General features: G+C 40.9%; 16 protein-coding genes and 11 tRNA genes. 26 read left to right on the top strand and 1 reads right to left on the bottom strand.

What is annotated here, in order from left to right; genetic code table 11:
* Window positions 1–89 precede the first annotated feature (89 nt).
* From acpS to ACIQXU_RS20240, 14 genes are all read left to right on the top strand, one after another.
* Window positions 90–443 carry a holo-ACP synthase gene (gene acpS, locus ACIQXU_RS20175; protein WP_402992008.1) on the top strand — a complete coding sequence of 118 codons (354 nt, stop codon included), beginning with the start codon at window positions 90–92 and terminating at the stop codon, window positions 441–443.
* Window positions 444–679: 236 nt separating this feature from the next.
* Window positions 680–1,684 (top strand): LolA family protein, encoded by a 1,005-nt coding sequence (locus ACIQXU_RS20180; RefSeq protein WP_402959803.1) that lies wholly within the window; start codon window positions 680–682, stop codon window positions 1,682–1,684.
* A 245-nt stretch (window positions 1,685–1,929) separates the two neighbouring features.
* Window positions 1,930–3,087 carry an alanine racemase gene (alr, locus tag ACIQXU_RS20185; protein WP_402959801.1) on the top strand — a complete coding sequence of 386 codons (1,158 nt, stop codon included), beginning with the start codon at window positions 1,930–1,932 and terminating at the stop codon, window positions 3,085–3,087.
* A gap of 162 nt (window positions 3,088–3,249) precedes the next feature.
* The gene (locus tag ACIQXU_RS20190; protein ID WP_034306380.1) at window positions 3,250–3,531 is read left to right on the top strand and encodes a CopG family ribbon-helix-helix protein; all 282 of its coding nucleotides are present in this window, start codon (window positions 3,250–3,252) and stop codon (window positions 3,529–3,531) included.
* A gap of 7 nt (window positions 3,532–3,538) precedes the next feature.
* Complete coding sequence (locus tag ACIQXU_RS20195) at window positions 3,539–3,889, top strand: type II toxin-antitoxin system PemK/MazF family toxin (protein ID WP_402876030.1); 351 nt, start codon at window positions 3,539–3,541, stop codon at window positions 3,887–3,889.
* Window positions 3,890–4,303: 414 nt separating this feature from the next.
* Entirely contained in the window at window positions 4,304–5,137 is an 834-nt protein-coding gene (locus ACIQXU_RS20200; protein ID WP_402959799.1) for an STAS domain-containing protein, read from the top strand.
* A complete protein-coding gene (locus ACIQXU_RS20205) occupies window positions 5,134–5,490 on the top strand; it encodes an STAS domain-containing protein (RefSeq protein WP_402875980.1) in 357 nt (118 codons plus the stop codon). Before ACIQXU_RS20200 ends, ACIQXU_RS20205 begins: the two co-directional genes overlap by 4 nt.
* A 3-nt stretch (window positions 5,491–5,493) precedes the next feature.
* A complete protein-coding gene (locus ACIQXU_RS20210; RefSeq protein WP_402875978.1) occupies window positions 5,494–5,895 on the top strand; it encodes an anti-sigma regulatory factor in 402 nt (133 codons plus the stop codon).
* An 8-nt stretch (window positions 5,896–5,903) separates the two neighbouring features.
* On the top strand, window positions 5,904–6,914 hold the full coding sequence (locus ACIQXU_RS20215) for a PP2C family protein-serine/threonine phosphatase (RefSeq protein ID WP_402959795.1): 1,011 nt from the start codon (window positions 5,904–5,906) through the stop codon (window positions 6,912–6,914).
* A gap of 62 nt (window positions 6,915–6,976) precedes the next feature.
* Window positions 6,977–7,309: an anti-sigma factor antagonist gene (locus tag ACIQXU_RS20220; RefSeq protein ID WP_402875975.1), complete on the top strand. Its 333-nt coding sequence runs from the start codon at window positions 6,977–6,979 to the stop codon at window positions 7,307–7,309.
* Complete coding sequence (rsbW, locus tag ACIQXU_RS20225) at window positions 7,306–7,779, top strand: anti-sigma B factor RsbW (RefSeq protein ID WP_402875973.1); 474 nt, start codon at window positions 7,306–7,308, stop codon at window positions 7,777–7,779. Before ACIQXU_RS20220 ends, rsbW begins: the two co-directional genes overlap by 4 nt.
* Window positions 7,757–8,545 carry an RNA polymerase sigma factor SigB gene (sigB, locus tag ACIQXU_RS20230; protein WP_402875971.1) on the top strand — a complete coding sequence of 263 codons (789 nt, stop codon included), beginning with the start codon at window positions 7,757–7,759 and terminating at the stop codon, window positions 8,543–8,545. Before rsbW ends, sigB begins: the two co-directional genes overlap by 23 nt.
* A gap of 62 nt (window positions 8,546–8,607) precedes the next feature.
* Complete coding sequence (locus ACIQXU_RS20235; protein ID WP_402992011.1) at window positions 8,608–9,153, top strand: PP2C family serine/threonine-protein phosphatase; 546 nt, start codon at window positions 8,608–8,610, stop codon at window positions 9,151–9,153.
* Window positions 9,154–9,253: 100 nt separating this feature from the next.
* Window positions 9,254–11,431, top strand: coding sequence for a Tex family protein (locus tag ACIQXU_RS20240; protein WP_402992014.1), 2,178 nt, complete (start codon window positions 9,254–9,256; stop codon window positions 11,429–11,431).
* Between the two features lie 76 nt (window positions 11,432–11,507).
* On the opposite strand, the gene cmpA is transcribed toward ACIQXU_RS20240, so the two are convergent.
* Window positions 11,508–11,627 carry a cortex morphogenetic protein CmpA gene (gene cmpA, locus ACIQXU_RS20245; protein ID WP_402875969.1) on the bottom strand — a complete coding sequence of 40 codons (120 nt, stop codon included), beginning with the start codon at window positions 11,625–11,627 and terminating at the stop codon, window positions 11,508–11,510.
* Window positions 11,628–11,712: 85 nt separating this feature from the next.
* Here cmpA and ACIQXU_RS20250 point away from each other — a divergent pair, with 85 nt between their 5' ends.
* The 12 genes from ACIQXU_RS20250 to ACIQXU_RS20305 all read left to right on the top strand — a co-directional run bounded on the left by ACIQXU_RS20250 (window position 11,713) and on the right by ACIQXU_RS20305 (window position 13,449).
* A complete protein-coding gene (locus ACIQXU_RS20250; RefSeq protein WP_402875966.1) occupies window positions 11,713–12,192 on the top strand; it encodes a SprT family protein in 480 nt (159 codons plus the stop codon).
* A 131-nt stretch (window positions 12,193–12,323) separates the two neighbouring features.
* Window positions 12,324–12,398, top strand: a tRNA-Asn gene (locus ACIQXU_RS20255).
* Window positions 12,399–12,405: 7 nt separating this feature from the next.
* Window positions 12,406–12,496, top strand: a tRNA-Ser gene (locus tag ACIQXU_RS20260).
* A 16-nt stretch (window positions 12,497–12,512) separates the two neighbouring features.
* Window positions 12,513–12,584 (top strand) — tRNA-Glu (locus tag ACIQXU_RS20265).
* A 23-nt stretch (window positions 12,585–12,607) separates the two neighbouring features.
* Window positions 12,608–12,683, top strand: a tRNA-Asp gene (locus ACIQXU_RS20270).
* An 81-nt stretch (window positions 12,684–12,764) separates the two neighbouring features.
* Window positions 12,765–12,839, top strand: a tRNA-Gln gene (locus ACIQXU_RS20275).
* Between the two features lie 10 nt (window positions 12,840–12,849).
* Window positions 12,850–12,925: transfer RNA gene (locus ACIQXU_RS20280), tRNA-Lys, on the top strand.
* A gap of 15 nt (window positions 12,926–12,940) precedes the next feature.
* Window positions 12,941–13,022, top strand: a tRNA-Leu gene (locus tag ACIQXU_RS20285).
* Window positions 13,023–13,077: 55 nt separating this feature from the next.
* Window positions 13,078–13,163, top strand: a tRNA-Leu gene (locus ACIQXU_RS20290).
* A gap of 18 nt (window positions 13,164–13,181) precedes the next feature.
* Window positions 13,182–13,258: transfer RNA gene (locus tag ACIQXU_RS20295), tRNA-Arg, on the top strand.
* 7 nt (window positions 13,259–13,265) lie between these two features.
* Window positions 13,266–13,342: transfer RNA gene (locus ACIQXU_RS20300), tRNA-Pro, on the top strand.
* Between the two features lie 33 nt (window positions 13,343–13,375).
* A tRNA-Gly gene (locus ACIQXU_RS20305) sits at window positions 13,376–13,449 on the top strand.
* Window positions 13,450–13,554: the final 105 nt, after the last annotated feature.

The raw sequence follows: 13,554 nt of genomic DNA on the forward strand, positions 1-13,554 counted from the left end.
TTGGATTTCTATACATATAATATCATTTTTTAGGAGGTATCGTCCTCTGATAATATGCAAGATAGTAACTTAGTAGAAGAGGTGTTGAAGTGATTAAAGGAATTGGTGTGGATATAACGGAGTTGGATAGGATTGAATTGCTGCTTAGTCGGCAGCCTCGCTTCAAGAATCGCATATTAACCGATTCAGAAATTTCACTGTTTGAAAATTTGCAAGGCAGAAGGAAGATTGAGTATTTTGCTGGCCGTTTTGCTGCCAAGGAAGCCTTTTCAAAAGCAGTGGGGACTGGAATTGGGAAGCATCTATCTTTCTTGGATATAGAAATTGTTTCAGATGGAAATGGAAAGCCCATGATTATGAAGCCATTTTCTGTAGGTGTCCATCTTTCAATCAGTCATAGCCGTGACTATGCGATTGCACAAGTCGTAGTTGAAGGGGACTGATTGAGTTTGTCTTATCGGGTCATAAACCTCAAGGTTGTCTCATATACATTTAGTGCTATAGGGAGACAAGGCCCGGTAAAAGGTACATGGCAGAGTAGGTGCTCTCAAAAAGGTTTTGGCGGGACGGGAAAAGTCGTGTCTAAAATCTTGGGATGCAAGTCATCAGTCGAGCCAATGTCCGGATCCTGCCTTTTCCTCTCCCTTTTACGTTCAAATGACAAAAAGGGGTTGAAAAGATGAAGAAGATGGTAATGCTTTTTGCAGGGATCATGCTCTTGCTTGCTCTTTCTGCTTGCGGCCAAAAATCACAGGGTGATGTAGTGAGCGATTTAAATGAAAAGATTGGGGAAATGAAGGGGTATAAAGCAAACGCGAAAATGACGCTGAAGATGGGGACGGAGCCTCAAGTGTACACTGTGGAAATTTGGCATAAAAATCCTGCGTTTTACCGAGTGAATCTAAAAAATGAAGAGAAGGACCAGAGCCAAATGATTTTGAAAAACGATGATGGTGTGTATGTACTGACGCCCGCTTTGAACAAAAGCTTCAAGTTTCAAAGTGAATGGCCGGAAAACAGTAGCCAGGCCTATTTGTATGAATCATTGGTGAAAGATATCACGGAAGATAAAAGCGCAACATATAAAGAAACGGATAAGCATTATGTTTTCGAGACCAAAACACGCTACCAAAACAATAAGATGCTTCCTTTTCAAGAAATCACACTCAATAAAAAGGACCTATCCCCGGTAAGCGTTAAGGTCATGGATCCGGATAAAACAGCATTAGTCCTGGTGGAATTCTCTAAAGTGAAATTTGATACGACATTCGACAAGGATGCATTCGATATGAAAAAGAACATGACAAGTGCCCAACTTGAAGCTCCTGTCATGGCAGAAGTGAAGGATGAAGGATTTTCCGTTAAATATCCATCCAATCTTGATGATATGAATCTAACAGAAGAAAAGAAAATCGCAGCTGATGGGGGAGATCGTGTCATTCTGACCTATGAAGGGTCAACTAGTTTTACATTAGTGCAAGAAAAAGCAAAAGTAGTCCAAACCTCTGTTTCTACCAATGTCAATGGAGAGCCTGTCGACTTAGGTTTTACAGTGGGGGCGATGACGGGAAATACAGTAGCCTGGACCTTTGACGGTGTGGATTACATGTTAGCTTCGAAGGACTTAACACAGGAAAAGATGATAGAAATAGCCCGTTCTGTTGGTGGAGATTCTGTTAAGTAAGGCGAAGAATTCAATCAAGCTAGGCTTTCCCACAATTACATTGGGATGGGAGGGCCTTGGCTTGCCATTGAATAGAAGAATATATCTTTACTGAAGTAATCGGGCGTTTAGTCGGTATATAAAATTTTGGTAAAAAAAGCACTTTATCTTTCTATCCGTTAGTAATAGAATGGGCTATAATAAAAAACAAACTTCTATAATGAGAAGAAATCGTTATTGGTGATGTCAGAAAGAAGGAACGGGTTTTGGAAACACAAGGGTTTCATCGTGATACTTGGGCAGAAGTGAACTTAGATAGTGTATATGAAAATATTTCAACCATGAAGAACAGACTACCGTCCAGTGTTAGTCTGTTTGCTGTGGTCAAAGCAAATGCATATGGTCATGGAGATTACGAAGTGGCTCAAACTGCATTGCAAGCAGGTGCTGACTTTTTATGTGTCGCGTTTCTTGATGAGGCACTAGCATTAAGAGAAAAGGGAATAATCGCTCCCATTTTAGTTCTAGGGGCTTCGAGACCCGAAAGTGCTGGGATAGCTGCCGGACATGGCATATCGTTGACAGTTTTTGATCGTGATTGGTTAATAAAGGCAAGTCATATACTCAAGGCAGGGCAGGTTCTGGACGTTCATGTGAAAGTGGATAGTGGGATGGGCAGGATTGGTGTCCGTACGACAGAACAGCTAAAGGAATTGGAAAGTTCAATTCAACAGGAAGAATGCTTCAACTTTCAAGGGGTATTCACTCATTTTGCAACGGCAGATGAACTTGATACGGATTATTATGAAAAGCAACTTGAATTATTCAAAAAAATGCTATCGGTATTGAATAGGAAACCTCCTTACATTCATGCTGCTAATAGTGCAGCGTCCTTAAGGTTCCCTGAAGCCGATTTCAATGCAATCAGAATGGGAATCTCCATGTATGGGTTAAGCCCCTCCCAAGAAATGCTTGGTCTTTTACCATTTCCGTTGAAACAGGCGATCTCTTTAAAAACCAAGATCGTCGCCGTTAAGCAACTCGCTAAGGGCGATAGTGTCAGCTACGGAGCTACGTATACGGCTAGTGAGGATGAATGGATTGCTACTTTGCCGATCGGGTATGCCGATGGTTGGATCCGTAAGCTTCAAGGGCAGGAAGTTATTGTAGAAGGACAAAGGGTCCCCATCGTAGGCAGGATTTGCATGGATCAGTGTATGATCAAATTACCTCGTCCTTTCCCGGTGGGAACGGAAGTGACCCTAATTGGCGAGAATGGAAATGAGTCGATATCGGTGGATGAAATAGCGGCCAAGCTTGAAACGATCAATTATGAGGTAACATGCATGTTAGGAGCGAGAGTTCCACGGTTATATCTGAAAAACGGCATGTTTAGCCACGTACGCAATATACTATTAGGATAGACGGGATTGTAAGAAAATCCAAAGTTTGTGAATAAGAAATCCATTATTATGCTGATAATAGAATGGAGAAATGGAATATACTCTTTGCAGATAGGAATTTTAATGGTAATATTGAAAAGGATATATAATAAAGGTGTGTAGTGATGGTGGAGGTGTATGTTTGTGTCTGAATCCAGCGCAACAAGAGAGATATTAATTCGATTACCTCAAAATTTTTTAACTGAACTAGATGGGTATGCGAGTGAAGAAAATGTTAATCGCAGTGAATTTATTTATCGTGCCACAAAAATGTATCTTCGCGAACGTAAAAAGAAAGAATTTCGCGAATCAATGAAACGCGGTTATATCGAAATGGCGGCCATTAATTTGACGATTGCTTCTGAAGCTTTTCAAGCTGAGTTCGAGGCTGGGCATTGCGTTGAACGTTTAGTTAGCGGAGGCTGAGCCATTGATTGTTGTAAAGCGTGGTGACGTGTACTTCGCAGACCTTTCTCCGGTAGTAGGGTCAGAGCAAGGTGGAACCCGTCCGGTACTCATTCTACAAAATGATATTGGTAATCGCTTTAGTCCGACTGTGATAGTGGCAGCCATTACAGCTCAAATTCAAAAAGCGAAATTGCCTACACATGTTGAGATTAATGCGAAAAAGTACGGATTCGAACGTGATTCTGTCATTTTACTGGAACAGATCCGTACAATTGATAAGCAGCGTTTAACTGATAAAATAACACATCTTGACGATCCTATGATGCAAAAAGTCAATGAAGCTCTGCAAATTAGCTTAGGTCTGATTGAGTTTTAAAGAAAAAGTTTCCCGTCATTACGGGCGTTATTATAATTCGAATTCTATAAGGTAAAACTGGCGATTCCTTTTCTAAAGGAATCGTTTTTTTTGCATACAAACTTTTGAGTGTATCGGTCAGTTTATCAAAAAATGATGGTGAAGCTATCGATTAAAGTTACTAAATAACCATTAAGCAGGAAATGGGAGGATTTTGACGAATAACAATTAGATAAGGGGTGTAAAGTGCTTGCAACGGCATTCCATTCCATTCATGTTTCTTGATGTGAATCTTGGGTAAAATGATGTGTTAGGACTATAAGGATCGATAAATAGGATTGAAATAAAACTAAAATTGGAAAAGATTACAGTTCAGTAACATTGATGTGACGCAGAGGGTAAAACATAGTAATTGTGGTAAAATGGAGGGATATTATGAATCAATTGGTTTACAATTTTATTAAACAAAACCAAGACTACATCCTAACTGAATGGATGAACATCATGAAGGAAAATACAGATGTGAGATTGATAAAAGTTGTCTCCGATAAGATGTTCACACAAACGAGTAGTGAATTTATAGATATGATAATCGCCCATGTCGATAGTAAGGACAGGGAGTTCACGTTGAAACTTTCAGATTTTGCCGAGAAAGTGGTCCAACTAGGGTGGCCCCTTACTTTCGTCAATGAAGGATTTCAAAAATTCTTGATTATCGTCATGCAAGGTATGGCTGATAAAGGTATTGTATCTCCAGATAATCAAATGGAGCTGGTTAATTATTTAAATAAATGGTCGACTCCGATAAGTAATGAAATCGTCAATATATATTCGCAAACCTGGGAAAGGACCGTCTCGTTGCAGAGAATGGCCTTACAGGAACTTTCGGCACCTTTAATTCCCGTATTGGAGGGCATCACAGTTATGCCTTTGGTCGGTACAATTGATACGGAACGTGCAAAGCAGATCATGGAAAATCTTTTGACGGGCGTGGTCAAGCACAGATCCGAAGTCGTTCTTATCGATATTACGGGTGTGCCGGTAGTCGATACCATGGTAGCCCATCATATTATTCAAGCAGGAGAAGCGGTTCGATTGGTGGGGGCAAGGTGCATATTATGCGGCATCCGGCCGGAAATTGCCCAAACGATCGTAAATCTAGGAATTAACTTGAATGAGGTAATTACAAAAAACACCTTGAAGAAGGGAATAGAGGTTGCGTTGGAATTAACGAGCCGAAAAATTGTAGAGGTGGAGAGAGACATATGAGGATTCCAATTTTAAAGCTTTATGACTGTTTGCTAGTCTCTATCCAATGGGAATTGGATGATATGACTGCCCTTCAATTTCAAGAAGATTTATTGGATAAGATCCATGAAACCAGTGCCAATGGTGTGGTGATTGATATTACTTCCATTGATTTTATAGATTCCTTTATCGCAAAGGTATTGGGAGATGTTTTCAGTATGTCAAAGCTTATGGGGGCCAAGGTTGTCATTACAGGAATCCAGCCGGCAGTTGCTATCACCTTAATAGAATTGGGAATTAGTCTCGAAGATGTCCTAACAGCTTTAGATCTAGAGAAGGGCCTGGAAAAATTACAACAGGAATTGGGGGATTAGTGTATGGGGGTCCAATCCTGCGTAAAAATTATTAATGAGTGGGACATAGTAGCTGCAAGGCAGCTTGGAAGGAACTTCGCTAAAGAACTGGGCTTTGGCACGGTAGACCAGGCTAGAATCACAACCGCCATAAGCGAATTGGCACGGAATATATACTTATATGCAGGACAAGGAAATGTGAGTCTGGAAAAATTGCTTGTAAACGGCAAGTCGGGCTTGAAAATCATTGCAGAAGATAACGGACCAGGTATACAGGATATCCGTAGAGTAATGGAGGACGGTTTTACGACCTCAGGGGGGTTGGGGGCAGGCCTGCCTGGAGCGAAACGCTTAATGGATGATTTCGATATTGAGTCGATACCGGGTGAGGGGACTAAGATTTCCGCCATCAAGTGGCTCCGTTAGGAGGGAATATGGATATAAGAGAAAAAATGGATAAAAAGTACCAGGAGGCGCTTTCTACCTATTTAAAAGATCAAAATGAACAAGCTCTCTATCAGGGTCAAAAAATCAGCAGATTAAATATTAAATATAATATATCCCCTGAAGAGATCATCAGTATGCATAAAAATAATCTAATGGCATTGTATCCGGATCTGCCAACCAAAGTGGTGGATTCATTCGATTTTCTATTAGAAGTCATGATGGGGTATGGCATTGCTTATCGTGAACATCAGAGTCTAAGGCACCAACAGCAGGAGCTGAAATCTGAAATAGAGATTGCGGCAAAGGTGCAACACACCCTTTTGGAAACGAAGATACCCGAAATCAAGAACTTGGATGTTGGCGTGATAAGTGTACCAGCCCGACAGATGAATGGGGATTACTATCACTTTGTTGAAGATGAACTTGGGTGTATTGGAATAGGCATTGCGGATGTAATCGGGAAAGGCATTCCTGCGGCCCTATGCATGTCGATGATCAAATACGCGATGGATAGCTTGCCGGAACACCGCCATGAACCGAAGAGTGTACTGGAAAGTTTAAATCGCGTCGTTGAACATAATGTGGATCCGAGCATGTTCATTACGATGTTTTATGGCTTATATAACCCTCATGATAAGCGGTTCACTTTTGCATCGGCCGGGCATGAGCCAGGGTTTTATTATGATGCGTCTGCCGGAACCTTCAGTGACTTGGATGCAAAAGGTTTACTGCTGGGCGTGGATAAAAAAACGAAATATAAACAATATGAAAAATTCGTAAAACCGGGTGACATGATTATCCTTTTATCCGATGGGGTAACGGAATGCCGTACGAGTGATGGTTTCATAGAGCGTGAAACCCTTATAGAATTCATTAAGAAGAACATGCACTTACAGCCGCAGGAAATAGTGAATAATCTTTATAAACAGTTGGAGAAAATGCAGAATTTTCAACTGCGGGACGATTTTACATTAATAATTTTCAAAGCGAATGTTTAGCTTTGAAAATCAAGGGTATATATAAATAAGAATTGATGAGGATGTAAAGAGGTGGGTCAAGGATGAATATAGCAGTAGATGTTAATGAGTTAAACACGGAATATACAGTTAAGCTTCAAGGCGAAATTGATGCCTATACAGCACCAAAGCTTAGAGAATCATTATTTCCACTATCAGAGCAAGAGAATGTTTCAATTATTATTGATTTAAAGGAAGTATCCTATATGGATAGCACGGGATTGGGCGTATTCGTTGGTGCTTTTAAAAACGTAAGAGCACATAATGGCGAATTCACTTTAATAGGACTATCGGAAAGGTTACGACGTTTATTTGATATTACAGGTCTTGCAGATATTATTGATATTAAAAGTGGTACAGAGGGTGGGTTAGAATGAGTCAAGTATATGATTACATCGAAATGAAAATACCTGCAAAACCGGAATTCATCGGTGTCATTCGTTTAACACTTTCTGGGATAGGTAGTCGAATGGGATTTGCGTACGACGAAATTGAAGATTTGAAAATCGCTACAAGTGAAGCCTGTACGAATGCGGTTCAGCATGCTTATAAAGATAAAGAAAATGGCGAAGTGAAAGTAAGTTTTGGGCTCTATCCTGATCGTTTGGAAGTAATGGTTTCTGATAGTGGTGAAAGCTGTAATTTCGAAGAGGTACGTCAAGGGCTTGGACCATATGAACATGGAGAAAAAGTCGAATTCTTAAGAGAAGGAGGCTTGGGCCTTTACCTCATTGAAACCTTGATGGATGATGTGAAAATTCACCAGCATGAAGGGGTTACGGTTTTTATGACTAAGTTTTTAGAAGGAGAGCAGGTGGAGATGGATGCAAAAACAGTCTCAACCTAATCAAGCGCAAAGAGAAAAGGTAAATGAATGGATCAGAGCCTATCAGTTGAATCAGGATGATGAAGCACAAAGTAACTTAGTCATTCATTACAAGGGTTTAGTGGAGACGATTTCCAGGAAATACGCAAAGGGGAAATCGTTTCAAGAAGATATCTCTCAGGTCGGAATGATTGGTTTATTAGGTGCCATTCGCCGATATGACGAATCTTTCGGTAAAAGCTTCGAAGCGTTTGCGGTTCCTACGATAATCGGCGAAATTAAAAGATTCTTGCGGGATAAAACATGGAGTGTCCATGTTCCGAGAAGAATTAAAGAACTTGGACCGAAAATTAGAGTGACCGTTGAGGAATTAACGACCACGCTGCATCGTTCGCCAAGAATTGATGAGATAGCGGACCATATTGGGGTAGCCGAAGAAGAAGTCTTGGAAGCAATGGAGATGGGAAAAAGTTATCAAGCTTTATCCGTTGACCATTCCATCGAGGCAGATTCTGATGGCGGTACGGTTACGTTACTCGATATATTTGGAAACGTTGATGAAGGATTCGAGCGTGTCAACCAACGATTAGTACTTGAAAAGGTTCTCCATGTATTGAGTGATCGCGAAAAGTTGATCATTCAATACACATATTTAGAGAACTTAAGCCAAAAAGAAGCGGGCGACAAGCTTGGCATATCGCAAATGCATGTTTCAAGACTTCAACGTCGTGCAATTAAAAAGCTTCAGGAGGCAATTAATGCTGAAAATTCGGAGTTAATTCCGTGATTAAAGAGATTTTGCGAGAAGAAAATATAGAAGTCCTTGTCTCTCAAACCTCTAAAAACAATATGGTTTTTTGTGGTGATGATTACTTCTTTCTTCATGTGAAAGATTACTTTATTTGTGTTTTGGCTGATGGTCTCGGTAGTGGGGAACATGCATATGAATCTTCCCACGCGGTTATAGAGCAAGTCAAAATGCATCATCATTTAGATGTAGAGTCACTTATGGATGTATGTAATCAGGTATTGATTGCTAAACGGGGGGCGGCCGTCGCCATCATGAAGATTTATTATGAAGAGAAGGAGTTTGTCTACAGTTCAGTAGGGAACATCCGCTTTTTCCTATATAATCCGATGGATGACAAGTTGGTATATCCTCTCCCTGTTACCGGGTATTTGTCAGGTAGAAAGCAAAAGTACAGGACACAGAGATTTAAATATGAACAGAACGCAAAATTTATTTTTCATTCAGATGGACTGGAACTCAAAGGAGCTAAATCGTTTCTAAAGAGGAAGGTTCCTATCGAAAAAAACGCTCGTTGTATTTTAGAAAGCTGTCCACAAACAGCGGATGATACAACTCTTATTTTAGGAAGCTTACTTTCGCCATAAACGGAAGTGGGCTTTTTTGTATGCGAATTCGCACAATGATCGTTCATTTGCTAGACTATACATAGAAGAACAAAAAGGGTGGAGGTTTTATGAATTGGTAATGGTAGAAGATTCTTTGAACGTATTGATTAAGCAAATATCCAATGAGCTAACCTTAAAGAACAATCAAGTACAGAATGTCATACAGATGCTCCAGGATGGTAATACCGTGCCTTTTATAGCTCGTTATCGTAAAGAAATGACGGGTTCGCTAGACGAGGTACAAATCCGTTCAATTATGGATAGATGGAATTACCTAGAGAACCTTGGTCAGAGAAAAGTGGAAGTCATCCGATCCATCAGTGAACAGGGTAAGATGACAGACGAATTGGCTTTACAGATCGATAAGGCAGGAAAGCTGCAGGAAGTCGAAGATCTTTATAGACCTTATAAACAAAAGAGAAGGACTAAGGCTACGGTTGCTAAGGAAAAAGGCCTGGAACCTCTGGCATTATGGTTACTTGAATGTAAGGTTTATGCTTCGGTCCGTGAAAAAGCAGAGGGATTCATATCAGATGAAAAAGAAGTCTCTTCTATAGAAGAAGCAATAGCAGGTGCTCAGGATATTATTGCAGAATTACTTTCTGATGATGCGGAATTAAGAAAATGGATCAGGGATGAGATTTTTAAGGCAGGCAAGTTGACCTCGACCGTGAAAAATGCTGAAAAGGATGAGAAAGCGATTTTTGAGATGTACTATGAATATGAGGAGCCCATTCATAAAATCGTTCCGCATCGGGTTTTAGCCCTTAATAGAGGTGAAAAGGAAGACATTTTACGAATATCAATACAGCCGCGAACGGATATCATCATCAGTTACTTAGAACGGAAAGTGATTAAAAATAATCAGTCCGAAGTTGCTGAATTGCTTAAAGCCGCCATAGAAGACGGCTTCAAACGATTGATTTTACCTTCTATAGAGAGGGAAATCCGAAAAGAACTAACCGAAAAAGCGGAAGACCAAGCCATTCATATCTTTTCGGAAAACCTCCGGAATTTGCTTTTACAACCTCCGCTTAAAGGGAAAGTGGTGCTAGCTCTCGATCCGGCGTATCGAACGGGCTGTAAATTGGCTGTTATTGATGAGACAGGAAAGGTGATGGACATTAGTGTAATCTATCCACATCCTCCTGTAGGTAAGAAAGAAGCAGCCCGCACGAAAACGATAGAAATCCTTCAGCGCTTCAATGTAGAGATTGTTGCCATTGGAAACGGGACCGCATCTAGGGAATCTGAGCAGTTCATTGCTGATATTCTAAAGGAAATGAAAGGGAACATCTCCTATATCATTGTCAATGAAGCGGGAGCGAGCGTGTATTCAGCTTCAGATATTGCCCGTGAGGAGTTTCCGGACCTTCAAGTCGAGCAAAGAAGTGCTGTGTCGATTGGTAGGAGGTTACAAGATCCACTTGCTGAACTTGTCAAAATAGATCCTAAATCTGTAGGAGTAGGGCAGTACCAACATGATGTTTCACAAAAAAAACTATCTGAATCTCTTACTTTCGTGGTTGAAACAGCCGTTAACCAAGTAGGGGTGAACGTCAATACCGCTTCTCCATCCCTATTACAATATGTAGCGGGGTTATCAAAATCTGTTGCACAAAATATCGTCAAAAAAAGAGAAGAAGAAGGAAAGTTCTCAAGTAGGAAGGAATTAAAAAAGATTCCTCGACTAGGCGCAAAAACATATGAGCAATGCATAGGCTTCTTACGCATTCTAAATGGCAAGGAACCGCTTGATCAAACAGCCATCCATCCGGAGAACTATGGAGCTGTGAATAAAATGCTAAAGAAAATCGGTTTCACTTCTGATGACCTTGGTAGTGATGAGTTGAATAAACAATTAGTCAGCTTAAATCCGAAAGAATTGGCTGATGAGTTGGATATCGGGGAAATAACGATTAAAGACATCATCGATGATTTGGTCAAACCGGGAAGAGATCCGAGAGACGAGCTTTCAAAACCCTTGCTTAAAAAGGACGTTTTGAAAATGGAAGATTTAAAGACCGGCATGGAACTACAAGGTACGGTGAGAAATGTTGTAGACTTCGGTGCTTTTGTGGACATTGGCGTCAAACAAGATGGACTCGTGCATATTTCCAAACTTAGTAACCGTTTTATAAAGAATCCGATGGACGTTGTGGCTGTCGGAGACGTAGTAACGGTTTGGGTGGAACAAGTTGATGCTCAAAAACAGAGAGTGTCGCTGACCATGTTACAACCTAAGGACCAAAATTAATGAATGAAAAGACTCCTTCTTTTTTAGAAGGGGTTTTTTTTATAGGAGAGCGAACACTACGTAAGTAGAATCATGATCATAAATGTAGCGTTTCTTTTTTTTGATAAAAAAACCAGCATTGATTCAACATTTTCACTTGATAATAATCCTTATCATAGAAAGCTCTTCTAATTTGGTTTTGAAACCATTTCGGCATAACGCTAACCTCCCCAAAGATTCCTGTTGTTTTATTAGTCTATGTTATAATAGGTTGTCTTGTTACCATGGAAGGAGTGTGGGAGATGGATAATCAACAATTGCAAAAATTGGTTGAGGAAATTTCGATGAATCACTTTCAAAGGAAGTTTAAGCATCAAGCTAGTTTTAACCCACGACTTCGCACAACAGGTGGAAGGTACTTGCTTGGTACTCATAATATAGAAATAAACAAGAAATATTTCGAGGAACGTGGTTTGGAAGAATTGATTGGGATCATAAAACATGAATTATGTCACTATCATCTCCATCTTGAGAAGAAAGGGTACCAGCACCGGGATGCAGACTTTAAGCATTTACTCAAAAAAACGGGAGCCCCAAGATTCTGTTCGCCTTTGCCTTCGAATCAAGTTAAGAGGAAAAGGAATACAATTCAATATATATGTGCACAATGTCAGCAGGTATATTTAAGAAAAAAAAGAATTGATACTTCGAGATTTGTCTGTGGAAAGTGCCGAGGAACGTTGATTTACCAAGGGATTAAAGAAAAAGAAATAAAAAAATAAAAAAAAGAAAAAGATGTCTTGACTTTAACTCTGAACCTCTTTATAATCATAAGAGTCGACAAGATAACAACTTGTTCTTCACGACAACCACTAAGGTCCTTGAGCATAAAAAGGGAACCAACTTTCACTATTCCGCAGTAGCTCAGTGGTAGAGCATTCGGCTGTTAACCGAACGGTCGTAGGTTCGAGTCCTACCTGCGGAGCCATTTTTTTGGGGAAGTACTCAAGAGGCTGAAGAGGCGCCCCTGCTAAGGGTGTAGGTCGCGCGAGCGGCGCGAGGGTTCAAATCCCTCCTTCTCCGCCAGAAACATTTTAATTAAGGCCCATTGGTCAAGCGGTTAAGACACCGCCCTTTCACGGCGGTAACACGGGTTCGAATCCCGTATGGGTCACTTTTTTCGTAACATTATTTGCTGGTCCCGTGGTGTAGCGGTTAACATGCCTGCCTGTCACGCAGGAGATCGCGGGTTCGATTCCCGTCGGGACCGCCATTATTTTTTTAAAAATAAACTCTTGCTAAAGTGATGTTATAGTGATATAATATTAACCTAGCTGTTAATGAGTTTGATTGATGGGCTATAGCCAAGCGGTAAGGCAACGGATTTTGATTCCGTCATGCGAAGGTTCGATCCCTTCTAGCCCAGCCATTTTCATTTAGAGCCATTAGCTCAGTTGGTAGAGCATCTGACTTTTAATCAGAGGGTCGAAGGTTCGAATCCTTCATGGCTCACCATTTTCATTTTATTACGCGGGTGTGGCGGAATTGGCAGACGCACCAGACTTAGGATCTGGCGCCGCAAGGCGTGGGGGTTCAAGTCCCTTCACCCGCATAACTTTCTACTTGACAACAAGTTGAAAAGGTGTTAAACTTACGAAGTCGCTTTCGCGGTCGTGGCGGAATGGCAGACGCGCTAGGTTGAGGGCCTAGTGGGGGAAACCCCGTGGAGGTTCGACTCCTCTCGGCCGCACCAATAACATCATAGAAATTAGCGCCCGTAGCTCAATTGGATAGAGCATCTGACTACGAATCAGAAGGTTGTAGGTTCGACTCCCGCCGGGCGCACCATATTTTACGGGAAGTAGCTCAGCTTGGTAGAGCACTTGGTTTGGGACCAAGGGGTCGCAGGTTCGAATCCTGTCTTCCCGACCATTATTTCTCGGAATCATTCATAAATTATATAATGCGGGTGTAGTTTAGTGGTAAAACCTCAGCCTTCCAAGCTGATGATGAGAGTTCGATTCTCTTCACCCGCTCCATTATTACCATTATTGCTCTTTGAAAACTGAACAAAACAAAGCGCCAACGTAAATTTTGAGTGAGCACACACTATAAAAAAGCAAAATGAGCAAGTCAAACATTTC

Source organism: Peribacillus sp. NPDC097284 (assembly GCF_044761765.1).
GTDB lineage: Bacteria > Bacillota > Bacilli > Bacillales > DSM-1321 > Peribacillus.